19 protein-coding genes and 1 tRNA gene are annotated in these 24296 nt (G+C 35.5%); 8 read left to right on the top strand and 12 right to left on the bottom strand.

The window, feature by feature from the left end; genetic code table 11:
• Window positions 1-248: 248 nt before the first annotated feature.
• From EV142_RS09150 to EV142_RS09120, 8 genes are all read right to left on the bottom strand, one after another.
• The gene (locus EV142_RS09150) at window positions 249-1121 is read right to left on the bottom strand and encodes a phosphatase domain-containing protein (RefSeq protein ID WP_132034730.1); all 873 of its coding nucleotides are present in this window, start codon (window positions 1119-1121) and stop codon (window positions 249-251) included.
• Between the two features lies 1 nt (window position 1122).
• Window positions 1123-2139, bottom strand: a complete 1017-nt coding sequence (locus EV142_RS09145; protein WP_132034728.1) for an RNA ligase — start codon at window positions 2137-2139, stop codon at window positions 1123-1125.
• Window positions 2140-2181: 42 nt separating this feature from the next.
• Window positions 2182-2922, bottom strand: a complete 741-nt coding sequence (locus EV142_RS09140; protein ID WP_132034726.1) for a hypothetical protein — start codon at window positions 2920-2922, stop codon at window positions 2182-2184.
• Between the two features lie 2 nt (window positions 2923-2924).
• Complete coding sequence (locus EV142_RS09135) at window positions 2925-3461, bottom strand: hypothetical protein (protein WP_132034724.1); 537 nt, start codon at window positions 3459-3461, stop codon at window positions 2925-2927.
• Between the two features lie 107 nt (window positions 3462-3568).
• On the bottom strand, window positions 3569-4138 hold the full coding sequence (locus EV142_RS09130; RefSeq protein ID WP_132034722.1) for a hypothetical protein: 570 nt from the start codon (window positions 4136-4138) through the stop codon (window positions 3569-3571).
• A 422-nt stretch (window positions 4139-4560) separates the two neighbouring features.
• Window positions 4561-6801: a hypothetical protein gene (locus EV142_RS09125; RefSeq protein ID WP_132034720.1), complete on the bottom strand. Its 2241-nt coding sequence runs from the start codon at window positions 6799-6801 to the stop codon at window positions 4561-4563.
• A 244-nt stretch (window positions 6802-7045) separates the two neighbouring features.
• Window positions 7046-7163: transfer RNA gene (locus EV142_RS24030), tRNA-OTHER, on the bottom strand.
• A 260-nt stretch (window positions 7164-7423) separates the two neighbouring features.
• A complete protein-coding gene (locus EV142_RS09120) occupies window positions 7424-7969 on the bottom strand; it encodes a hypothetical protein (protein ID WP_132034718.1) in 546 nt (181 codons plus the stop codon).
• Between the two features lie 93 nt (window positions 7970-8062).
• Here EV142_RS09120 and EV142_RS09115 point away from each other — a divergent pair, with 93 nt between their 5' ends.
• Window positions 8063-8677 (top strand): HD domain-containing protein, encoded by a 615-nt coding sequence (locus EV142_RS09115; protein ID WP_132034716.1) that lies wholly within the window; start codon window positions 8063-8065, stop codon window positions 8675-8677.
• Between the two features lie 87 nt (window positions 8678-8764).
• Here the strand turns inward: EV142_RS09115 and EV142_RS09110 are convergent, their stop codons facing one another.
• The 3 genes from EV142_RS09110 to EV142_RS24235 form a co-directional block, all read right to left on the bottom strand.
• Window positions 8765-9766, bottom strand: coding sequence for a PorP/SprF family type IX secretion system membrane protein (locus EV142_RS09110; protein ID WP_132034714.1), 1002 nt, complete (start codon window positions 9764-9766; stop codon window positions 8765-8767).
• 17 nt (window positions 9767-9783) lie between these two features.
• Window positions 9784-12483, bottom strand: coding sequence for a PKD domain-containing protein (locus tag EV142_RS24240; protein ID WP_194100207.1), 2700 nt, complete (start codon window positions 12481-12483; stop codon window positions 9784-9786).
• Between the two features lie 314 nt (window positions 12484-12797).
• The gene (locus EV142_RS24235; RefSeq protein WP_194100205.1) at window positions 12798-14180 is read right to left on the bottom strand and encodes a PKD domain-containing protein; all 1383 of its coding nucleotides are present in this window, start codon (window positions 14178-14180) and stop codon (window positions 12798-12800) included.
• Window positions 14181-14432: 252 nt separating this feature from the next.
• Here EV142_RS24235 and EV142_RS09100 point away from each other — a divergent pair, with 252 nt between their 5' ends.
• The 7 genes from EV142_RS09100 to EV142_RS09070 all read left to right on the top strand — a co-directional run bounded on the left by EV142_RS09100 (window position 14433) and on the right by EV142_RS09070 (window position 23705).
• Entirely contained in the window at window positions 14433-15446 is a 1014-nt protein-coding gene (locus EV142_RS09100; protein ID WP_132034712.1) for a helix-turn-helix transcriptional regulator, read from the top strand.
• Between the two features lie 245 nt (window positions 15447-15691).
• Window positions 15692-16150, top strand: a complete 459-nt coding sequence (locus tag EV142_RS09095) for a MarR family winged helix-turn-helix transcriptional regulator (RefSeq protein ID WP_132034710.1) — start codon at window positions 15692-15694, stop codon at window positions 16148-16150.
• 55 nt (window positions 16151-16205) lie between these two features.
• The gene (locus EV142_RS09090) at window positions 16206-18596 is read left to right on the top strand and encodes a 3-hydroxyacyl-CoA dehydrogenase/enoyl-CoA hydratase family protein (protein ID WP_132034708.1); all 2391 of its coding nucleotides are present in this window, start codon (window positions 16206-16208) and stop codon (window positions 18594-18596) included.
• 30 nt (window positions 18597-18626) lie between these two features.
• The gene (locus EV142_RS09085; protein ID WP_132034706.1) at window positions 18627-19007 is read left to right on the top strand and encodes a four helix bundle protein; all 381 of its coding nucleotides are present in this window, start codon (window positions 18627-18629) and stop codon (window positions 19005-19007) included.
• A 32-nt stretch (window positions 19008-19039) separates the two neighbouring features.
• A complete protein-coding gene (locus EV142_RS09080) occupies window positions 19040-20221 on the top strand; it encodes a thiolase family protein (RefSeq protein WP_042563104.1) in 1182 nt (393 codons plus the stop codon).
• Between the two features lie 246 nt (window positions 20222-20467).
• Window positions 20468-22273, top strand: coding sequence for an acyl-CoA dehydrogenase family protein (locus EV142_RS09075; protein ID WP_132034704.1), 1806 nt, complete (start codon window positions 20468-20470; stop codon window positions 22271-22273).
• A 337-nt stretch (window positions 22274-22610) separates the two neighbouring features.
• A complete protein-coding gene (locus EV142_RS09070) occupies window positions 22611-23705 on the top strand; it encodes a glycoside hydrolase family 18 protein (protein WP_132034702.1) in 1095 nt (364 codons plus the stop codon).
• A 73-nt stretch (window positions 23706-23778) separates the two neighbouring features.
• Here the strand turns inward: EV142_RS09070 and EV142_RS09065 are convergent, their stop codons facing one another.
• The gene (locus EV142_RS09065) at window positions 23779-24294 is read right to left on the bottom strand and encodes a DUF4251 domain-containing protein (RefSeq protein ID WP_132034700.1); all 516 of its coding nucleotides are present in this window, start codon (window positions 24292-24294) and stop codon (window positions 23779-23781) included.
• Window positions 24295-24296 lie beyond the last annotated feature (2 nt).

Here is a 24296-nt window from a genome sequence, read left to right as displayed (position 1 = left end):
CGAAGGAGAAATCTTCGCAAGTAACTCCGCAATCAAAAACCATACTTTGTCGATCTTGCAACGAAGATTTCTCCTCCGTCGAAATGATATAAAATGGGGGTAAATCTTTGCAAATAATTCCCTAACGATAGTCCAATCTTTGTAGAGCTTCTCGCGAAGATTTCTCCTTCGTCGAAATGACATAAGATGAGAAATTAATACTTTAAAAACTTAGTTGCTTAGAAACTTAGCACCTTAGCATCTTCCAATCAAAAATCCCCATAATACACCTGGAAGCACGGCAATTTCAAGTCATTTCGCCACGTATCTACTACCTGGTTTCGGTCGTCTAAAACGAATTCTACAAAGTACTTGTCTTTTATAAACTCGTGATAGATTTCGGTTTTGATGATGGAATCTTTTCGGTTGTCCTGCGTTTTACGCATGATCAGGTCATCGTATTCGATTTCGTGTTTTTCGAGAAAACGCAAGGTCGGTGCTTTGTATCGGTCTTCTCTTCCCGAAACCAGCAATATCTGATATCCCAATTTCTTGTAATTTCTCAGAACATTCGCCACCGGAGTATTGATTTCGTCTTCGTCGCATTTGCTGGCGTCAAAAGGATTTCGTCCGTTCATTAAGGCTAAAGTTCCGTCAAGATCACAAATTATGGCTTTTGGCAGGTCGGGGTTTTGGGTGCAGTATTCCGGAGAATCTTTAAAAAATTGTCTGTGCATTTTTCGGATTACTTTTTCTCCCACAGGTTTTTCTCTTAAAGCATCTCTTTCAATACAAACCGCAACAGCTGTATCTACTTCTCTCACTTCAACTTCAACCTTTTGATTGAATTTTTCATTATATTCCTGAACCAATTGAGAAACGCGTCTAAGATTGGTTTCCGATAAATTGGTATCGTCTATCACAATGCTTTTTCCTTCTTCTAAAGCTTTTACGATTAATACATCACGTACTTTTTTAACAAACTTTTCATTGCTTTGAGAGGTAATTCCGTTATCAAACATCGCACGCAAATCATCTCTGTTGATTCGTTTGTAGGCTTCCGGGTTTTCTGCAATTATCTTTTTTGCCAAAGTCGATTTTCCACTTCCCGGCAATCCTTTCATTAAAATTACTTTTCTCATTTTATTCTTCTCCTTTATTAAACGGTTTTTCAAATGTCGGGCGGATCATTTTCCAGATAATCTCCGAATACTCCCTGTTGTCCAGCATCGCAAATAGTACTCCTGAATATTGACAAGTTAGAAAATACAAAGCAGTTTCCTTGCGCGATTCCAAAATTTTAAAATCGTTTTTACATTGATTTTCAATTACCGAATATTGATTCTCTAAATCGCCTTTGGTTTGTTTTACCCAGTCGAAAAACTCATCGGGAACACGTTCCAGAATCTCTTCCATGGGCTGATTGGTTTTTAAATATTCCCAGATGTTCACGTTGGAAACCTGAGTGACGATTCGGTGTAAACGAAGGTATTCTTCAAATTTAATTTTTACACGGAAATTGTTCGCGTATTTAATGATGAAACCTTCTTTGTTATTGACATCCAATCCTTTTAAAGTCATAATGTCTTTGATTCCGTCGTATTTTTCAACCACAGGGAAACCAATATCTTCTAATGGAAATTCTACTCCGGTTTTTATATCAACAATCGCCAATAAAACCAGTTCTTCCGCCACGCCGTAATCTAATACAATTCGGTTTTGAGGATAAATAATTTCGAACAAATAGGTTTTAGTTTTATCCAGAAATGACCACGAATTTCTGTATTTTCCGTGCAGCATCTCATTCGCTTTATCGGACTGGTCGCTTGCAAACGAACCTCTGCTCGCCATAAAAGGTACATCGTTGATCCAATACAAAATTCCTAATGAACCATCCATTTTGTCATATACTTCAAAAGTCGAATCCGGAAGCACCTGATTTTCCATTTCGCCTAAATTGAAAAACTTAGGAAAAGGTCTTGCAATTACGTTATCATTCTGATCTAAAATCAATCCTCTGCAGGCTAAGGTTACCTCATTCCAAACACGTTCGAATTGGGCATTTTGTGTATAATTATAAATGTATAAATCATGTTCAGGATGTTTGTTCACCTTTACATAATTTTTTGTAATCATTTCTTTTAAAAGCGTTGTATTCATTAGTTCTAATCTTTAAACAAAGATTCAATTTTTGGTGCGCAGTTATTTTGCGTAGTTAAAATCATTTTCATCTTCATATTTGTATTCTGATGTGTTTTTCATCAAAGAGAGTCTTGTTTTAAGGTTTTCTATAAATGTCGAAAGCCATTTCTGCAAATCATTCAAATCGACATTTTCTTCTCTGGAAAGATATTTTCTTAAATCCGGAAAAGAAGCTGCAATTTGATTTTTGGTATAAAATTCTTTTCCTTCCTGAAGCGCAATTGTTTGCCCTAATTGAAAAGCTATTGATTTTATACTATCGGGACTATTTTTTTCTTTCCCGAAGGAAGCTATAGCGCTTAGTTTTATAGTTTCTAAAGCCTGAATTTTTTCATTCAGATTTCCTTTTAAAGCTTTTTTTACTAAAACCCGATATTCGGTTTTGCTTACAAAAGACAAAATCATGCGACAGCTTCTCAAAAATTTTAAATCTACATCCCGTACCAAAAGTTTCGTTATTTGATTCTCCTGTTTTTGTTCGTGAAACCGATAAGTATAAAACAACGCATTATTTAATTCATCTGTCGTTCCTTTATAAACCCCAGTTAAATGACCATTTTTTAAAACAGCAATATTCGCATTAATTACTTTTTCCGGAAAAAATGAAGTTATGGTCTTACTGAATTCTTTTGATAATGTCAGTTTTTCTACTATTGTTTCCGGCATTTCTTTAACAAAGAAAACTACATCGACATCTAGCGAATTTTCAGAACCAAACATTTGATATATTGGTGTGTTCATAATTATATTCTTAAAAGTTCATTTTTTAAATATTCCCTTATATTATTTCCAAACATAATAATATCTGATCCCCAAACAGAAATGACTGGTGAGAGATATTTATCTTCAAAAACCACAAGAACCCGATGATGGTACGTAGGAATGAATCCAACTATTTTTGAAACATCAAAACCTGCTTCCGTAAGAACAGATTCTGCTTCAAATTTGTTTTCAGCAATTTCATTAATAATCCATCTTGATTTATCATAATCCTCAGGATAATTATAAAAAAAGTTCTCCTGATTATATTGAATATCGGATTTATCTTCAGGATTAATTGAAATTGTGGGAGTATCTAAATTTGAAAAAGTTAAGAGCATCTCTCTGTATTCCCAAGGAAATTTAAATCCAAAAAGAATTTCAAGCTGATCAATTTCTTTGCGGCTAATACCTTTTGTAAACTTTGTATTAGGCTGAATTTGGAATCCATACAGATAATCAATAAGCTGTATTTTTTTAAACCTTTTTTCAGCTTTGTATATTATTTCTTTGATTGTCATAATTTAAAATATTTTTTAATTATAAAAAGAGGTAATATTTAGGAATGGTTTAATTTTCTTTGGAACGAAGGAACCATTTCCTGACGACACTCTTTTTTTTAAGACATTTATCCTAATATAAATCGACCACCATTTTTTTGTTGCAGCAATAAAATTTCATGAATTCTCCTGATTTCAGCTATTATTGGTTTTATTTCGTATTCAACATTCAAAATCTTAAAAATAGACTTATCATAAAAATATGCTCTAAAAAATACTGTTGTATCAGATGAAAAAAATACTGGACCTACATATTTTGGCATCACTTTCCATGTAGTAAATTCTTTTAAAAAATCATCTAATCTTTCATCAAAATGTTCCAAAAGATTTCGCATATCTCTATTTTTTAAAATACTTGAATCATTAACATTATAAACTTCGCGCAGCTTTTCTCCTCTATTCTTATAATATAAATTACTCTTTGGAGGCCAAAAAAACCGAGAAATTCCTCCAACACTAAGAATAATATTCTCAAGTAAATCTAGAATTACATCATCGTTTTTACAATCATAATAGTCTTTTTTCCAAAAATCATTTAATGATTCAACATCATTCAAAATTGAACGTGTTTTGGTTAATAAAGCTTGACTATAAAAAGCTTGATTAAAAGGATGGATTTCAAATTCTGAATTTCTCATATCTATCAATTTATTTTTTTTCAAAGATTCAAACAGTAGTGTGTAGACATTTTGCGCAGATAAATTTAATTCTATTTTTTCATGATTAGCGAAGACATATTTATCGCAAAGTCACAGAGTCGCTAAGTTTTTTTTTAAGCCACAGATTAAAAGATTAAAAATGATTTTTCCTCATTTTATGTCATTTCGACGAAGGAGACTCGAGCGATAGCGAACAGACGAAGTAAATCTCCACAAGTAACTCCGCAACGAGAATCCAATCTTTGTAGAGCTTCTCACGAGGATTTCTCCTTCGTCGAAATGACAAACAATATGTATAAAACTTTGCGAAATTAAATTTACCAAACTATGCAAAGACGCACCGCAGTGCGTCTCTACAAAACCTTTGTACCTATGCCCCTATGAACCTTTGTACCTTTCTCCTAATCAATTAATAATTGTGTCACTGCTGCCGGATTCATCGCCCATTGTGCTGTATACATCTCATCAGCATTTTGATCTTCGGTGATTGCCAAGCCTTGTGCTTCCGCTTTAAGCTGTAACAGGCTACCAATATTCAATTTGCTGCTTAGTTTTGCCAGCAACGCCTGAACTCCTTTACAATCTAAACCTTGCACAACTTGTCCTCCGAAAGTCATCTCTAACCAAACGATTTCTCTTTTGGCTACATCTAAAATTCCAAAAACCAAACCTTTGGCAACGTTTTGCGTCACGCGAACCTGATGATCTACACATGACGGATCGTATGCCACACCGGTTTTTTCCGAAATTTTCATCGGATGTTTACTGTTCATCCAGCCTACCACAAGATTTGGCGTGATGCTTCCGTTACTGTAGGCGTTACAGGTAAAAGTTACAAATTTGGCATCGGCTTTGGCCAATTCTTCAATGTTGATATTGATATATTCGGCGGTTCCGATTTTATTCGGAATGCTTCTGATATCACCACTATGCTGACAACCCGTTGTGGTCAGTCGGCTGAAAGAACAAATATCTGTATTGTTTGCATACGCGATATGACAGCTTAAATCCATATCTAAATGCTGTGCCGGTAAATCCTTTCCCCATTGCATAAACAATCGCACTTGGTTACCTTCAATCGGGAAACGTGTTCCCATTAAAGCAACCGGTAAATCCTGAACGGTATCGCTTCGATCTCCTATGGAAACCGGAATATTAAACAATTGTGGATCGATATAGATCGTTTTGTTTGTATTGACAATAGCTGCAAATCGTTTTTTCATGGCCAAAAGACACAATTCTTCGATTTGATTTTTCATTGCTTCCAATTGCAGATCATCGTACAATTTCAATAAACCGTTTGGTTCAATTCGTTTGTTGGTTCCACCCAAAGGTTTCACACTTCTCTGCATGTTTTTATCAAAATAATTCTGAGCATACATATTTAAGGTAAACACCAGTCGGGCCGGAACTTTATCGATGATTTCTTCAAAATGTGCGATGGTCTCGTCTGCACCAAACCATAACATATTAGAGAATAACGAACGGGCAAACAATCCCGGACGCTGTTTTAGCAATGCAAATGTTTTATCGGCATCTAATTTTAATCTTGACGTGTTTACTTTGCTTTGCCAAACGTCATACACCTGGTTGTAAAACACATCCATTAAAAGGGCTAATTTTTCAAAACCTTTTCTCTTGCTGTATTCTGCCAGACGCAATGCCCGGATAAAACGAACCCACATTCCTCTTTTCGGATGCATGGTTTCGCACATGGCTTCTACTTCCATATCTATATTATTCAACCAATTGGCCACCATTAAACATTCTTTACGGGAATATTTTAATTTCAAATCTTTTTGAGAAGCAATTCTTGCCTGCGCACTTGTGTCTAAAACAAGGTGGAAATGCTGTGCGTTTTTTGACGCACGTTTCACAATTGTTTTCGGCTCGAAAATCTGCAGCATTCCTGTATTTTTGAACCATAAATATCTCAGGATATCGGTTGGTGTTTTAAAATACTGAGATACCTCATTTTCTTTTCCTTCTTCGATTAAAATATCAATCACTAACATCAAAGTTTCTTTGATAGCGATCTCGGTTTGTGGCAACGGAAAATATTTCAATGCCATTTTTAAACTTTCTACCTGCGTAGCGTCTAAAGCTGTTTTGGATTGTAATAACGATTTGTAAAAGTCTTCCAGCTCTTTTTCTGTCCATAAATCCAACACTTTCAATTTACTTCCTTGTCCGAAGTTTTCGATTGTACCGAATTCAAACGGAGTTCCGCAGAACGGACAACCATTGTATCTTTCTAATACAAAAGTATTCTGCGGGATTATATGTCCGCATGGTAAAGTGGTTCCATTTTGGGTTTTAAAAAAATTCGCTAAAAAGGCCGCAACATGATCTAAAATGGTTTCTCCTGTTGGGATATTCCATTCTTTCACCAAAGGTGTCCAGTTTTTATCGGTTCCTAAAACTTCATTCAGAATTTCTAAAACTTCTACTTTATAATTCGGGTTTACATTATTTAAAGCGTGTAATAACGATTCGGAAAATGTAAATCCGAGTTTTGAAACATTGGCCATTAAAACCGATGTTGTTCCTGATAAATTTTTGACCTCATTCGCTATCATTTCTGATGGAATGAAAATGGCATTTTGACGCAAACTGATTTTTAATACTTCTTTTGTTTTCATTTTTTTTTAATTTTTAAAATTTAGATAATGGTGTTTCTGGTTCTACCTAAAAGATTTGAAGTAAGAAACACTTGACCTTAAATTCGAGTGTAATGGATTAACTGATTCAAAGTGACAGTTTGGTGGGGTTCCCCCGAAGTAAGTTAATCTTGACCCTCATTTTATTACTGATAATTTAAAAACTCGCCGGACTCGAACCGGAAATGCCGATTTTCTGAAGTAAGTTTTAATTGACCTGTAATAGTGAAGCAGATGGGATTCGAACCCACGACCCGGACATTAAAAGTGTACGAAGTAAGTTTTGATTGACCTTTTGAGGATAATTTCAAAACTACCTGCTCTAACCGCTGAGCTACTGCCTCCTTCTAAATTGTGTTAACCGGTAATGGTGTAAGTGTGTACGTGGAAAGTTTTTCGAAGTAACTCAAACTTGACCCTGTTAACGCAATTTTTTATTTCAATGAACTTGTTTTATTTCCTGAGCAAAGATTTCAGAAGTAGTACGCAGTTATTTTGCGCAGTTAAAAAAAACCTGTTTTTCTAACCATTTTAGATTTGGGACTTATATTCCGGCCATGCATTTTTCCCTATTAATATGTTTTCCTTACTTTATTATTTAATCTTATCTTTTTGTTCCAAATTCATTGATTAAATAATCTTTCAAATCATTTCCATAGATTATTATATCGTTATCATAAATAGAAATTACGGGAGATAATGCCTTATTTTTAAATACAACTAATACTCTGTGGCTATAGATTGGAATAAAACCTTCAATTTCAGAATCATCAAATCCATTTTCTTTAATTACAGATTTAATTTCGCCGATATATTGATATATTTGATTAACTAACCATCGAACTTCTTTGAGATCGCTTGGGTAATCATACAATCTGCATATTTTTATAATTTCTTCATTACCTTTTAAATCGATAGAAATAGTTTCCCTATAAAAATTCCTGAAACTGGATAACATTTGTCTATAAAGTTTCGGAAATTTAAAATCAAATAACTTCTCCAAATTATCAATTTCATCGCTATTTAATCCGTCATAAAATTTATAATTAACTTTATATTCATAAGATTTTTTTTTAAAATTTCTACTAATAAATATTTCTTCTTTTTTATTTTCGGATCTTCTTTCTAATGTCATTCTTAATTCATTCATGCTTAACCTTTTTGATGATACAAAGATTTCAGAAGTAGTACGCATTTATTTTGCGCAGTAAAAAAAGAATTCTATATTTGAGTAAAAAAGGAAATGAATCTAAAGCAAAAGTTTACGGAATTGCTCACCAATATTGGTTTTGAAGAAAAAGAAAGCCAGCGAAACTGGTCTGATTTAGAAAAAGCATATTCCTGGAAATCAAGGCATTATCATAACTTAACTCATATAAGGGATATGGTTGAATGTTTTGAAAAGTACGCTGATCAGCTTCAATTTCCTAACGAAGTATTATTTGCTGTTTTTTATCACGATTACATTTATAAGAGCAGCAAAAAAGATAATGAACTCAAAAGTGCTGAATTTGCTTTGTCGATCTTACATGAAAATATTTCATTTGACAAACAATTAGTTTTTGATGCTATTTGCGCCACGCAACAACATCAGCATAATGCAATTGAAGATATCAACTGGTTAATTGATTTTGATCTGAAGATTCTTGCCCGGGATTGGAACGAATATCAAATTTACTTTGAGCAGATACGAAAGGAATACCGCATTTATCCTGATTTTCTATACAAACCCGGAAGGGCGAAGGCTTTGAAACATTTTCTGGAAAATGACTTTATCTTTCAGACTGATGAATTCAGGCATTTATATGAAGAGAAAGCCAGAAAGAATATTGAAAAAGAAATTTCATTATTAACGTAGATGTACGGTTGTTAACCCGACAGGTTTAAAAAACCTGTCGGGTTTGTAGTACTGGTAACACCTCAACAAAAATACTTTCTGCTTAATTTATTTCCCGGAATAATTCGGGCAACCGAAACATTTTTTTCTCAAGTCGAATTGGTACGTTAACGAAAGTTCATAAATCCCTCCCGTTTTTCCAATTTTGGTGGTGTTTAAATCGTATGATAATCCTAGTCGCAAATTTTCATATTGCAATCCGGTAAATAAGTTTACAGATGTTAGCAGATTACCGTTCGCACCATTTTTTGCAGGATTTGTAACCGCTGTGGCTCCAAAAAATATTTTTTCGAATAATATAGAAGCTCCCAAATCAAATCGGTTATAACGGCCTTGCTGCATGTAATTTGAGGTCACAAAAAACTTGGTTTCGTACGGTAACAATACTGCATCTATATAATCGGCAATTAGAAATTCATAACCGGCACTTAAAGAGAAAAAAGTATTTAGAGGTACATTTCCTTCTGAGCTAAATGCAATGTTTGGTTTGTTTAGATGTTTCATTGAAAGACCAATCCAAACTTCATCTGTATTGAAAACCATTCCCGCCGAAACATCAAAAAAGTTGACTTTCCTATTTAGTAAGATAGGATCCATCGAGCTTGGGTTTATTACGCCGGTTCCTATATTGATCTGATCTTCCAGTAATAAATTCTGAAATGAAAACGATTTCATTCCGTAACCCACTTCAATCCCCGGCCTAAAATCCCAATAATCATTTAGTCGCACTTTGTAAGCGTAATTAGCATTGATTTCAGAAAAATTATAGTTTGATATATTTTCTCTTTGGTTCAAAAAACTGATTCCAAACCCACTGTTTATGTCTTCGCTCCATGTATTTACGAAGGCATAATCGGTATCTATTCTTAAATCAAGATCCGGCCATTGTTCACGGTGAATAATACCTGCATAAGTAGTTTCCATAAAACCGGAGAATCCCGGATTTAAAGTTTCAGGAATTAAAAAATATTGTGTAAAAACAGGATCCTGCGCTCTTGCCTGCGAAAAAAAGCAACATGTTATAATTATAAAAAATAGTTTTAATTTCATTGTAAATCGTTGTTGCTTTATTTAATTAATGTAAATGCGCCTTTTTCTATCACCGTATGGTTGTAAAAGGTCTTTAAGGTAATTCTGTAATAATAGTTACCATTTTCGGCTTCTAAATCTTTTACCTTTCCATTCCATCCTCTAATATTTGTCCCGGTTTCTGAATATACAACTGCTCCCCAAGTATCGAAAATATCCAGTGTAATGTCTGACAATCCTAAAAATACCGGTGCAAAAGTGTCGTTAAATCCATCATTATTTGGTGTAAACGCATTTGGTATGATAATGCTATATCCTTTTTCTACTTTTATTGTAGCACTATAACTGTATTGGCATCCAAAAGGATAGGTTACCGTTTGTTTTATTGTATAGGTTCCTACTCGGGTATAAATATGCTCGGGGTTTTCTTCATCTGAAAAATTACCGTCTCCAAAATCCCAGGAAACTAAAGTAAAATCTCCTGTCGCTAAATTTGTAAATTTTACGGGATCATAAATAGAATATAAGCCAAACATATCTTTAGCATAAGAACCATTAATGAAATTGGCCTGACCTAAAACGGGAGTTTCTACATTAAGCGCATAGTCTGCTTTACAGCCAAAACTATCTATAACGCTAAAGATTATTAAACCGTCATTTTCAGTATTCATAATTTCGTTGTTCGCTCCGGTAACAACGCCATCTGACCAGCTTAACGTATACGGCGGAATTCCTCCTTTTACGTGCCCGACAAAAGTTTGTTTGACGTATTTAGTATCACAATTAAAGTCGGTTACAATTTCTACTGTTGGCGTAAGTTGGTCAAATCGGATAATTTTCCAGGTCTCTGACTGTTTACAGTCATTGGCATCTGTCACAACAACAGTATAATTTCCGGGTACAAGATTTTCTAAATCTTCGGTTTTTTGTCCATTAGACCAACTGTATGTATACGGCTGGGTACCACCTGTTACAACCAAATTGATCTGACCCGTATCGGCTTTAACGCAATCTAACGGATTAGATACTTCTGCTCTTATCTCCAGCAACAAAGGCTCTACAATGGTAAAAGTTTCATGTATTTCGCAATTTTTGGCATCAGTAATTGTTACTGAATATTTTCCCGGACCAATATTATTTCTTTCGATTCCTGCTGTTGCATCATCATCCCAAACGAGTTTAACCGGTACTTTACCACCTACAAGATTTAAACGGATATGAGCATCTTTCTGACCAAAACATGATATTTGTCTGACATCCGGATTTATGGTAAAAACAGGTGCATTATCTATCACTATAGGAAATTCTTTTGGACAACCCTCGGAATCTGTAATAGTGATTACATAAGTTCCTGCAGATAAATTATTTTGTACCATTCCTGTCCCTAAATTACTCCATTTTATAGTATATGGATCTCCGGTTGCAAAGGGAACTCCGCCTGTAATACTATTTATAGTAATTGATGCATTGGCATAATTGTAACATTCTATTTCGGTTTTGGTATAATTTAATTTTATCTCATCGTTTTGAAGTAAAACAACTTGTAAATTATCGGTACAACCGGAATCATCCGTAACGGTTAAGTCATAAGTTCCGGCAAATAAATCCCTTGGATTTTGAACTGAACTTGTATATCCGTTTGGTCCCGTCCATCTGTATGCGTAATTGAAAACGCCCGGAGAAGTTTCTGTAAATCTTCCGCCGCTTGTTTTTACATTAATTTCTCCTGTAGAATATCCATAACACAAGATGTTGACCTGACTTACAAAACTTACCTCCAGTACCGGAGGCTCAATAATGGTGTAGCTTCTCTTTAGAATATCGCAGCTGTTTACTTCTGTAATGGTTACATCGTAAACACCTGGGGCCAAATTGCTAAGATTACCAGCATTAACCGGATATGCAACTCCATCTTTTAACCATTCATATTTATAGGGCACTGTTCCTCCGGTTACGGTAACATTAATATTTCCATTATTAAAACCAAAACAACTTATATCAGTTTTAGATTCCTGTATAATTTCAAATTTACCCGGTCCATTTACATAATAGCTTTTTATAAACGGACATTTGCCATTATCAGTAACCGTTAAAGTATAACTTCCTGTTTTTAAATTAGTAAGATTTTGATCTGAACTCGTAAAATTATCAGGTCCTGTCCATGAAAATGTATATGGATTTCCTGTCGGGAACGGAATTCCTCCGGCAGCTGTTATTGTTATTGCTCCGTCGCTTAAACCAAAACAGGTAACCGTTTTTATCGTTTCAACCACTTTTATTAAAGGGTCTACCGTAACTGTAATTGTAAAATCAGGTCCCGGACAAACTTTCGATATAGGCGATATTTTATAAGTTACTGTAGCAGGCTTATTAGTCTCATTTGTTAAATACTGACTAATTGTCGTTACGGGACTTAACTGCGCATTGGCGCCACTTACAGCACCAGGAGGACAAACTACTGGTGTAGACCATACATAAGTTGTTCCTGCAGGCACATTGTCTATGCCATTCGTAACAGGTGTAACCTGAAAAGAAGAACCACTACAAATTTGTAACGTTTTTGGCGTTATAATAGGTGAAAGAACTGTATTTACTGAAAACTTCCTTCTTACTTCGGTAGCTCCACAACTATTGGTAACTTTAAAAATGGCTTCGTAATCCCCACTAGTGGTATAGTTTATCGGGCCCGGATTAAGAGACGTAGATGATGAGGGTGTTCCTCCCGGAAAAGTCCACAAATAACTTATCTCACTGGCTGGAGAACAAGTTTGTTCTACTTTCCCGACAGGCAGTATTGTTGCCGATTTACAAAAATCTGAAATTGGATCTAATGTTATAACGGGGGCTTTTTTACTTGTATTGCTTTTTCAATATATCTTGGAGTTATTCCACACGAATTCCATGCCGTTAACCTTACATAATAAGTACCCGGTGTCACAAAATTAAAAACCGGATTTTTAGAAGAATAATTAGTTCCATTTGCATAATTCCATTGTCCTCTCCCTGGTGATGTTTCTTTACCGCAGAATCCTTCGGAATAATAGGATACCTCCTAATTGTAATTTTCCTTACCACAGCTTAAACTTGTGTCAGTAGTATTAGTCATTTGAAGATTATTTGAAGCACAAGCATTACCAAAAGTAAAGTCGGGCTGTAATATTGGCTCTACACAGATATATTGTGGTGGTGGTGTTATTCCAACTCCACATGGTGTAGTAGCACTCAGTGTAACTGCATATTTACCCGGTTTTGTATATACGTGATAAGGATTAACATCTCTGGATGTTGTTCCGTCACCAAAATCCCAGGTATAAACATTAATAGTGCTGCAACCATTAATATACCCTGCATAAGTTGAATTATTGAAAGATACTGCGTAGTTAACACATGCTACAGTGGGCACATAATAACTTATCACTGGCACATCTAAAATAATAATAGGTCCGGCATTAAGATAGGTGCTGCCACAGGAGGTAGTTATCGTTAAATTGACTGTACTACCATTTGTATCGCAATTGGCTCTTGTGTATTTATGAGGAATTGGAAAATTTTGAGAAGCCTGCGGATTTAATTTATTATAATATACAGAACTTTCTAATTGTGCCTGAGTGTAACTTTGATAAGTACCATCTCCGTAATCAACCTGATAATTGGTATCTGAAGGATTTAACCCCCATGAGCCAATAGCAAAATCCATTGGAGCGACAGGCACACATAAATTCGTTGTATTCCCGGGAGCAATAAGTGCACCAATTGGATTATTGGAGTTTTTAACCACATAGGTAATTGAATTACTGCAGGTGTTAGTTCCGTTTGCGGTTATCACCATATTAAAAGAACCCAATTTTTGGTATTGATGCGATTTAGGAAAAGTAACATTTGCTTCTGAATTTCCATCTCCCCAATCTACACTATAAGCCTTAATACAACCCGCTGAACTGGAATTATTTCCAACAGTAATCGTATATTTAGGATTTGAGTTATTATCACCACATCTTTCAAAAGGTTTGTTTGATCCCGGATTATTTTGGTCTACAAACTTTAAATCCGGTTTCTGTAATACACTCACAGTTTTTGTAACTGAATTTACTCCTCCATTCGCATCGGTCACGGTAAGTGTTACCGAAAAATTTTGAGAGCCACAACCTAACGCTGTAAAACTATGGTTCGGCTTGCTGTTTGTAGCATTTGGGGTTCCGTCTCCAAAATTCCATACATATTTAAAAGGACCAACACCGGCAATAACAGGATTAAATGTAACCGGAGTTCCGGAACAAGCCCCTCCATTGCTAAAATTAAAGTCAACAGTCGGTGGTACAATAAGATTTACTTCGGTTTTATCGGCCAGCTTATCTTCTTCGGTTTTATTAAAACTATAAACGGATGTACTAAGTATTAAGAGAATATAGAGTGGTAATGAGTAGAGTTTCCTCATAGAAAAGATTTTATTTTGAGGCGTAAAAGTATACGTTTTTTTTTAACAAAAAAATAGTACAACGACTCGCTTTAAAAAGAAATTGAAAACCAAATACGCAACTATTTTGCGCAGTACAATAAAAAGTGTATTTTTAGAACTGAAGCTTTCAAATGAAAGTTATATTTATTAAAAAAAAGATTTATTTACACAGCAATATTTAGACAAATAAAACCTAAAACTCCAAATTGATACTACGATTAAAAAAATACTATGTCACAAAACAAAAACGCCTTAATCCGTTACAAAACCATTGACAAATGTCTGCAGAATAAATACCGGCAATGGACTCTCGAAGATTTAATCGAATGTTGTTCTGAAGCCTTGTTTGAATATGAAGGCCGCGAGAACCCCATCAGCAAACGAACGATCCAGATGGATATTCAATTGATGCGGAGTGAAAAACTGGGCTACAACGCCCCTATCGTCGTGTATGACAAGAAGTTCTATAAATATGAAGACGACGATTTTACGATCACCGATATTCCGCTGACGGAAACGGATATGAATGTTCTGACCGAAACCGTTTCGATGCTGAAACAGTTTAAGGATTTCTCTTTGTTTAATGATGTCTCTGATATTTTGCAGCGTCTGGAGGATAAAATCTATTCTGAAAAGTCGCATACCAAACCCGTTATCTACCTGGATAAAAACGAAAATCTGAAAGGTTTGCATTATCTGGATGAAATTTATCAGGCGATCATCAAAAAAGTGCCGCTTGTCATTACGTATAAATCTTTTAAATCAAAAGAAGAAAACAAATTTCATTTTCATCCGTTTATTCTAAAGGAATTCAATAACAGATGGTTTTTAATTGGAAAGAAAAAAGGCTCCCAACCCATTACCAATCTCGCACTGGACAGAATCATTGCAATTGATTACGATTTTAATTTACCTTATTTAGAAGAAGATTTTAATGCCGATTTGTATTATAAAAATATAATTGGCGTAACGGTAAATTCGGGTTTGCAGCCCCGAAAAATAGAACTCTGGATAGATGCCATAAATGCTCCTTATGTACTGACCAAACCCCTGCACCCGACTCAAAGACTGATAACGCAAAATGATGACGGAACCATTATAATTCATTTACTTATTATTCCCAATTATGAAATGGAACGTCTTTTATTAGGTTTTGGCTGCGGCATCGAAGTCCTGAAACCGGAAAGCCTGCGAAACCGGATGAAGAAAAATCTTCAGATGGCTCTGGAAAAATATAATGACTAATTTTATTTCGCATTAAAATCACATTTTTTTATAAAATGCAGAATTAAAAGGTGATTTAAAATCATAAAAGAATTTTCACGCTATGAATTTTGTTAAAATCTCAAAAAAAATAGTATATTTCAATTTAAAAAACAACCCTAAACCACTCTGTTTCAGAGACATTTTTTCACTAACCAAAAATTTATTAAAAAATTATATGCGTGCATAGTATTTTTTGATTATATTTGAAATCGATATAGTTACTTATGAAAGACAAAACAATAGATTATATTTTAAGAGCAACTTGGCAGGCTGTATCAAGAATGTACAACGAAGAAGCTGCAAAATACGATGCCACCATGGCGACAGGATTTGCGCTTTTGAGCATAGACAAAGAAGACGGAACTCCTTCTACGGCTTTAGGCCCAAGAATGGGAATGGAAGCGACCAGCTTAACCAGAACATTAAAATCAATGGAAGACAAAGGTTTGATCGTTCGCAAAAAGAACCCCAGTGACGGACGTGGTGTTTTGATCTACCTTACCGAATTTGGAAAAGAAAAGAGAGATTTATCTAAAAATACAGTACTGAAATTCAATGAAACCGTTAGAAAACATGTTTCTGACGAAAAATTAAAACATTTTATTGAGGTTTCGGAAATTATCAATGAGTTGATTCAGGACAAAAACATATTTAATCAAACAGAAAAACTAGAAAATGAATAACCTTAATTCGTAAGGAAACTTCAAATTCAAAACAAAAAACAAATATTAACGACTTATGAAACGCACAATTAAAAAAGTTGCTGTAATCGGATCCGGAATTATGGGTTCAGGAATAGCTTGTCATTTTGCCAATATTGGTGTTGAAGTTTTACTACTTGACATCGTACCCCGCGAATTGACAGAAGCTGAAACTAAAAAAGGATTAACGCTTGAAAGTAAAGTTGTTCGCAACCGTGTGGTAAACGAGCACTTGGCGAATTCATTAAAATCAAAACCCTCTCCTATTTACAGTCAGAAATTCGCAAGCCGAATCACTACTGGAAATACAACTGATGATATGGCAAAAATTGCCAACGTGGACTGGATTATTGAAGTTGTAGTGGAACGTCTGGATATTAAGAAATTAGTATTCGAACAAATCGAAAAATTCCGCACACCGGGAACTTTGGTTACTTCTAATACTTCCGGTATTCCGATTCACTTTATGAGCGAAGGAAGAAGCGAAGATTTTCAACAACACTTCTGCGGGACACACTTTTTTAACCCTGCGCGTTACTTAAAATTATTTGAAATCATTCCTGGTCCAAAAACTTCAACTGAAGTATTGGATTTCCTAAACGAATACGGTTCTAAATTCTTAGGAAAAACTTCGGTTGTTGCCAAAGATACTCCGGCATTTATTGGAAACAGAATTGGTATTTACGGCATTCAGAGTTTGTTCCACTTGGTAAAAGAAATGGGATTAACAATTGAAGAGGTTGATAAATTGACCGGTCCGGTAATTGGCCGTCCAAAATCAGCTACTTTCCGTACGGTTGACGTGGTTGGTCTGGATACTTTGGTACACGTTGCCAACGGTATTTACGAAAACTGTCCGAATGACGAACAACACGAATTGTTTAAACTTCCTGATTTTGTTAACAAAATGATGGAGAACAAATGGTTTGGAAGCAAAACCGGACAAGGTTTTTATAAAAAAGTAGATAAAGATATTCTTTCCTTAGACTTAGATACATTAGAATACCGCGCTGCAAAAAAAGCAAATTTTGCTACACTTGAATTAACAAAAACTATCGATAAACCAATCAATCGTTTTAAAGTTTTAGTGAAAGGAACAGACAAAGCGGGTGAATTTTACCGTAAGAGTTTCGCCGGAATGTTTGCGTATGTATCGAACAGAATCCCTGAAATCTCAGACGAATTATATAAAATTGATGATGCGATGAAAGCCGGTTTCGGATGGGAAAATGGTCCATTTGAAATTTGGGATGCCATTGGTGTCGCCAAAGGAATCGAAATCATGAAAGCAGAAGGTTTAGAGCCGGCTGCATGGGTTACTGAAATGTTAGCTTCCGGAAGTGACAGTTTCTATTCTGTAAAAGAAGGAGCCTCTTATTTCTATAATATCCCGACAAAATCTCAAACAAAGGTTCCGGGACAAGACTCCTTTATTATCCTGAACAACATCCGCGAAAGCAAAAAAGTCTGGAGCAACAGTGGTGCAATCATCCAGGACTTAGGAGACGGAATTTTGAACTTAGAATTCCAATCTAAAATGAATACCATTGGTGGCGACGTACTTCAGGCGATCAATAAAGCAATCGATTTATCTGAAAAAGAATATCAGGGTCTAGTTATTGGAAACCAGGCAGCGAATTTCTCTGTGGGAGCCAATATCGGAATGATTTTCATGATGGCGGTTGAGCAGGAATACGACGAACTGAACATGGCGATCAAATTGTTCCAGGACACGATGATGCGCGTTCGTTACTCTTCAATTCCGGTTGTAGTAGCACCTCACGGAATGACTTTTGGCGGTGGATGCGAAATGAGCTTACACGCTGATAAAGTAGTAGCTGCTGCAGAAACGTACATGGGATTAGTTGAATTTGGTGTTGGTGTACTTCCTGGTGGTGGCGGATCTAAAGAAATGGCTTTGCGAGCTTCAGATTTATTCCGTAAAAACGATGTGGAACTAAATGTTCTTCAGGAGTATTTCTTAACTATCGCAATGGCAAAAGTATCAACTTCCGGTTACGAAGCTTTTGATACCGGACTTTTACAACATGGTAAAGATGTGATCGTCGTAAACAAAGACCGTCAGATTGCAGAAGCTAAAAAACATGCGTTGTTAATGGCTGAGGCAGGTTATACACAACCAATCAGAAGAACGGATGTTAAGGTTTTAGGTAAGCAAGCACTTGGAATGTTCTTAGTTGGAACGGATCAGATGGAAGCCGGAAAATACATTTCTGAGCACGATAAAAAAATCGCCAACAAACTGGCTTACGTAATGGCCGGTGGTGATTTATCTGAAGCCACTTTAGTATCTGAACAATATTTATTAGATATCGAACGTGAAGCTTTCTTATCTCTTTGTACAGAGCGTAAGACTTTAGAGAGAATTCAATATATGTTAACTAAAGGAAAACCTTTGAGAAACTAGTATCAAGTAATAAGAATTAAGTATTAAGAAATGCACCAGTTTGAAAAATTAAAGATTTGGCAGAAAGCAATGGATATTGCGGTTCATGTTTATGAGATTTCTTCATTGTTACCCAATGACGAGAAATTCAATTTAATTCATCAAATAAAAAAATGTGCCGTTTCAATTCCTTCAAATATTGCTGAAGGTTCTGGGAGAAATTCAGATAAAGAATTTATGCATTTTCTAGGAATTGCAAATGGTTCAACTTTTGAATTAATAACTCAATTAATACTTGCTAAAAGACTTAAGCTTGTAGGTGAAGATCTAATTCAACCCACTATTAATCAATTAGTAGAGGTTTCAAATATGAATTTTTCATTTCAAAGATCACTAAAAGATAAAATCAACAAAACAATTGGAAAATCTTAATACTTAATTCTCCAATCTTAATACAATCATTTATGAAAACAGCATATATAGTAAAAGCTTATCGTACAGCGGTAGGGAAAGCACCAAAAGGAGTTTTTAGATTTAAAAGACCTGATGAATTAGCTGCAGAGACCATTCAGTTTATGATGGATGAACTGCCTGATTTTGATAAAAAACGTATTGATGACGTAATGGTAGGAAATGCCATGCCGGAAGCAGAACAAGGTTTGAACGTTGGTCGTTTGATCTCTTTGATGGGATTAAAAGTAGAAGATGTTCCTGGTGTAACCGTAAACCGTTATTGTGCTTCAGGATTAGAAACTATCGGAATGGCGACAGCTAAAATCCAGTCAGGAATGGCAGATTGTATCATTGCCGGTGGAGCAGAAAGTATGAGTTTTATTCCGATGGGAGGTTACAAGCCAACTCCGGATTATAAAGTTGCCGCTGCAGGTCACGAAGATTACTATTGGGGAATGGGTTTAACTGCTGAAGCGGTGGCCAATCAATACAAAATCTCCAGAGAAGATCAGGATGAGTTTGCTTACAACTCTCACATGAAAGCCCTAAAAGCACAAGCGGAAGGGAAATTTGATAAACAAATCGTTCCGATTACTGTTGATCAGACTTTCATCAACGAAAACGGAAAAAAAGAAACTAAATCATACGTAGTAAAACAAGACGAAGGCCCAAGAGCCGGAACTTCTGTTGCTGCATTGGCAGGTTTAAGACCTGTATTTGCTGCTGACGGAAGCGTAACTGCCGGTAACTCTTCTCAAATGAGTGATGGTGCTGCTTTTGTTTTAATCATGAGCGAGGATATGGTGAAAGAATTAAACCTGGAGCCAATTGCAAGATTGGTAAACTTTGCTTCTTCGGGTGTTGAGCCAAGAATCATGGGTATCGGTCCGGTAAAAGCAATTCCGAAAGCCTTGAAACAAGCTGGTTTAGAATTGAAAGATATTGACTTAGTGGAATTAAACGAGGCTTTTGCTTCTCAGTCTTTGGCTGTAATTCGTGAGTTAGGTTTAAATCCTGATATCGTAAACGTAAACGGTGGAGCCATCGCTTTAGGTCACCCACTGGGATGTACAGGTGCTAAACTTTCTGTTCAGTTATTCGACGAAATGAAACGCAGAGGCAGTAAATACGGAATCGTAAGTATGTGTGTGGGGACTGGGCAAGGAAGTGCAGGAATCTACGAAGTACTATAGATAAAGTATGCGTTCAGTTTGTCATTTCGACGAAGGAGAAATCTCCGTAAGTAACTCGACAAAGATTGACAAACTATGCGGATAATTGTCGCGGAGATTTCTCCTTCGTCGAAATGACAAGATTGTGGAATATTAGCAATAAAAAACAAAATAATTGAATTTCAAAAGATGACAACAGGTTTCATAAGTAAGTTAGATTAAAATCTTTCTTCTTGACTCTTTCATCTTTATCTAAACAAAAACAAAATGGCAGATACAATCGAAAAAAACGTAACCCGTGGTGGTCAGTTTTTAGTTAAAGAAACAAAGTGCGAAGATGTCTTTACACCAGAAGATTTTTCGGAAGAGCAATTAATGATGCGTGACTCTGTAAAAGAGTTCGTAGACAAAGAATTATGGGCGCATAAAGATCGTTTCGAGAAAAAAGATTATGCGTATACTGAAGCTTCTATGCGTAAAGCAGGTGAATTGGGACTTTTAGGAGTTGCCGTTCCGGAAGAATACGGCGGATTAGGAATGGGATTTGTATCTACGATGTTAGTTTGCGATTACATTTCGGGTGCTACAGGATCTTTCTCGACTGCTTTTGGTGCACATACCGGAATTGGGACAATGCCAATTACCCTTTACGGATCTGAAGAACAAAAGAAAAAATACGTTCCTAAATTGGCTTCAGGAGAATGGTTTGGAGCTTACTGTTTAACTGAGCCAGGCGCAGGATCTGATGCCAACTCAGGAAAAACAAAAGCGGTTTTATCGGAAGACGGAACGCATTATAAAATTACAGGACAAAAAATGTGGATTTCGAATGCAGGTTTCTGCAGCGTTTTTATCGTTTTTGCCCGTATTGGTGATGATAAAAACATTACTGGTTTCATCGTAGAAAACGATCCGTCTAACGGAATTTCTATGAATGAAGAAGAGCATAAATTGGGAATCCGTGCTTCTTCGACACGTCAGGTTTTCTTCAACGATACTAAAGTTCCTGTTGAAAACATGTTGTCTGAAAGAGGAAACGGTTTCAAAATCGCCATGAATGCTTTGAATGTTGGTCGTATTAAACTGGCAGCTGCCTGTTTAGATGCACAACGAAGAGTGACTACAAATGCTGTAAAATATGCTAACGAAAGAATTCAGTTTAACACTGCAATTTCATCTTTCGGAGCGATCCGTTCTAAATTAGCTGAAATGGCAACGAATGCTTATGCGGGAGAAAGTGCTTCTTACCGTGCTGCAAAAGATATCGAAGACAGAATCGCTGCCCGTGAAGCAGAAGGAACTTCTCATCAGGAAGCAGAATTGAAAGGTGTTGAAGAATATGCTATCGAATGTTCTATTTTGAAAGTAGCTGTTTCTGAAGACGTTCAATCTTGTGCTGATGAAGGAATTCAGATTTTTGGCGGAATGGGATTCTCTGAAGACACTCCAATGGAAAGTGCCTGGAGAGATGCCCGTATCGCAAGAATCTACGAAGGAACTAACGAAATTAACAGAATGCTTTCTGTGGGAATGTTAATCAAAAAGGCTATGAAAGGTCATGTTGATTTATTAGGACCGGCTATGAAAGTTTCTGAAGAATTAATGGGGATTCCATCTTTTGACACTCCTGATTTCTCTGAATTATTCGCCGAAGAAAAAGGAATCATTGCGAACCTGAAAAAAGTTTTCTTAATGGTTGCAGGAAGTGCCGTTCAGAAATACGGACCGGATTTAGATTCTCACCAACAGTTGTTAATGGCTGCTTCTGATATCTTAATCGAAGTTTATATGGCGGAAAGTACTATCCTTAGAACTGAAAAATTAGCCAAAAACCAAGGTGAAGCTAAAGTACAAGAGCAAATTGCAATGGCAAAATTATACTTGTATAAAGCGGTAGATATCGTAAACTCAAGAGGAAAAGAAGGAATTATTTCTTTTGCTGAAGGTGACGAACAACGTATGATGTTAATGGGACTAAAACGTTTCACAAAATATACAAACAATCCAAATGTGGTAGCTTTAAGAGAGGTTATTACATCTAAATTAGTGGCAGAAAACGAATACTGCTTCTAATATAAAAATAGTTTTTAGCTTTTAATTTGTTTAAACCCGCACTTGTCCGAAACAGTGCGGGTTTATTTTTGCTTTTTTTTATCCTATTTTTTTTTTTACCATATAAGTGATGTAAGTTCATATAAAGCAGGTTGTAATTTGTTTTTTGTAATTTGGATAACTGCATCACAATTTACCCCGTCCTTCTTAAATGAACTTACATCACTTACATGGTTTAAAAACCCCTGCCCTTATTTCACAAATCTTTATTAAAATTACATTTCTGTTACATATCTGATAGTGAATTTTCAATTCTAATGTTTTATATTTAGCATTTCAAAAAACTAAAAGCTTAAAAATGAAACAGATTAACCTGATTGCCTTATTTTTTCTGTGCCTGTGTACCACAAATATCTTTGCACAAAAAAATAAAAAAATGGATATTATCGCTTATTATACAGGTGATGATAAATTGATTAACGAATACGAAGTCAACAAATTAGACCAGATTATTTTTAGTTTCTGTCATTTAAAAGACGGAAAATTAAGTGTTGATTCTCCTAAAGATTCTACCACCATTAAATATTTAGTTTCTTTAAAAACCAAAAATCCACAGCTTAAAATTGTTTTATCACTTGGTGGCTGGGGAGGCTGCGAGCCTTGTTCTGCTGCATTTTCAACCGCTGAAGGACGATTGAAATTTGCCAAATCGGTAAAAGAAGTGAGTACTTATTTTAAAGTAGACGGTTTAGATCTAGATTGGGAATATCCGGCAATTGAAGGACTTCCGGGACATTTATTCCAAGCCGCTGACAAAAGTAATTTTACCGAATTAATCAAAATTTTACGTTCTACTTTAGGTAAAAAATATGAATTGAGTTTTGCTGCCGGAGGATTTCAAAAATACCTTGACGAATCCATAGACTGGAAAACGGTTGCGCCATTGGTAAATCGTATTAACATTATGAGCTACGATTTGGTTAATGGCTATTCTAAAGTTACCGGGCATCATACGCCTTTATACAGCACCAATCCGAACGAAGAATCGACAGACAGAGCCGTTAACTATTTACTAAAACAAGGCGTTCCTGCTGAAAAATTAATCATTGGAGGTGCATTTTATTCCAGAACATGGAAGAATGTTGAAAACGTAAACAACGGTTTATATCAGCCTGGTGAACATATTGAGGGGGTTAATTTTAAAAATTTCGCTTCAACTTATACGGAAGCGAACGGATGGAAATATTTTTGGGATGAAAAGGCAAAAACCCCTTATTGGTATAATGCAGCATCAAAAACATTTGCGACATCCGATGATCTTAAATCGATCAAAGCAAAAACCGAATACGTAAAATCTAAAAAACTGGGCGGCATAATGTTTTGGGAACTTACTTTAGACAGTCCTCAAAACGGAATGGTAAATGCCATCTATGAAGTTAAAACAGCCAAATAAACTGATTTGAATAAATAATAAACGGTTGCGATTTTAAAAATCGCAACCGTTTTATTTTTGTCGAAAACTATATTTATATTTTTGCTTTTGGAGCTTTAATTTCACCATCGTAAGAAATTGAAGCCCTGTTATTACTGGTAACTGACACATTTGTTCCGCCATCAAAAAAAACGGAAAACAAAAGAGTGTAAACATCATCCTTCCCTTTTACGACCATTTTTATGCTATAGCTTTTTTTCTTTTTTTCTATCGTAATATTTTCCGGCTTCCCTTCAAACTTCATTCCTCCGTCAGATGATCCGTAAGCGACATGATACGCACGTCCAAAATACGGGAGATCACATACAACATTCTCTTCCGTAACTTTTATAGTGTACGTATTGTAATCGAGAATAATCATTCTGTACCCTAACGGATTCGCTTTTTCAGCATTAAAAACAAAATTTTTCGAATTAATCAGACCTTCAGTTTCCTTCTGTTCTTGAAGAGCTCTTTCGGCTTTTAGCTCTTTTTTAGATTTTTCCTGGGCGAAAAAAGAAACACTTAAAAAGTAAAATAAAACTAATAAAATCAAGGATTTAGTTTTCATAA

It is taken from the genome of Flavobacterium circumlabens, assembly GCF_004345565.1.
Lineage (GTDB): Bacteria > Bacteroidota > Bacteroidia > Flavobacteriales > Flavobacteriaceae > Flavobacterium > Flavobacterium circumlabens.
Note: the sequence above shows the minus strand (reverse complement) of the source record. Positions and strands in the feature narration are given on the sequence as shown.

Coding starts and splice junctions, on each gene's coding strand:
- EV142_RS09150 (WP_132034730.1), bottom strand. CDS start 1,121: ATGAGAAAAGTAATTTTAATGAAAGGATTGCCGGGAAGTGGAAAATCG.
- EV142_RS09145 (WP_132034728.1), bottom strand. CDS start 2,139: ATGAATACAACGCTTTTAAAAGAAATGATTACAAAAAATTATGTAAAG.
- EV142_RS09140 (WP_132034726.1), bottom strand. CDS start 2,922: ATGAACACACCAATATATCAAATGTTTGGTTCTGAAAATTCGCTAGAT.
- EV142_RS09135 (WP_132034724.1), bottom strand. CDS start 3,461: ATGACAATCAAAGAAATAATATACAAAGCTGAAAAAAGGTTTAAAAAA.
- EV142_RS09130 (WP_132034722.1), bottom strand. CDS start 4,138: ATGAGAAATTCAGAATTTGAAATCCATCCTTTTAATCAAGCTTTTTAT.
- EV142_RS09125 (WP_132034720.1), bottom strand. CDS start 6,801: ATGAAAACAAAAGAAGTATTAAAAATCAGTTTGCGTCAAAATGCCATT.
- EV142_RS09120 (WP_132034718.1), bottom strand. CDS start 7,969: ATGAATGAATTAAGAATGACATTAGAAAGAAGATCCGAAAATAAAAAA.
- EV142_RS09115 (WP_132034716.1), top strand. CDS start 8,063: ATGAATCTAAAGCAAAAGTTTACGGAATTGCTCACCAATATTGGTTTT.
- EV142_RS09110 (WP_132034714.1), bottom strand. CDS start 9,766: ATGAAATTAAAACTATTTTTTATAATTATAACATGTTGCTTTTTTTCG.
- EV142_RS24235 (WP_194100205.1), bottom strand. CDS start 14,180: ATGAGGAAACTCTACTCATTACCACTCTATATTCTCTTAATACTTAGT.
- EV142_RS09100 (WP_132034712.1), top strand. CDS start 14,433: ATGTCACAAAACAAAAACGCCTTAATCCGTTACAAAACCATTGACAAA.
- EV142_RS09095 (WP_132034710.1), top strand. CDS start 15,692: ATGAAAGACAAAACAATAGATTATATTTTAAGAGCAACTTGGCAGGCT.
- EV142_RS09090 (WP_132034708.1), top strand. CDS start 16,206: ATGAAACGCACAATTAAAAAAGTTGCTGTAATCGGATCCGGAATTATG.
- EV142_RS09085 (WP_132034706.1), top strand. CDS start 18,627: ATGCACCAGTTTGAAAAATTAAAGATTTGGCAGAAAGCAATGGATATT.
- EV142_RS09080 (WP_042563104.1), top strand. CDS start 19,040: ATGAAAACAGCATATATAGTAAAAGCTTATCGTACAGCGGTAGGGAAA.
- EV142_RS09075 (WP_132034704.1), top strand. CDS start 20,468: ATGGCAGATACAATCGAAAAAAACGTAACCCGTGGTGGTCAGTTTTTA.
- EV142_RS09070 (WP_132034702.1), top strand. CDS start 22,611: ATGAAACAGATTAACCTGATTGCCTTATTTTTTCTGTGCCTGTGTACC.
- EV142_RS09065 (WP_132034700.1), bottom strand. CDS start 24,294: ATGAAAACTAAATCCTTGATTTTATTAGTTTTATTTTACTTTTTAAGT.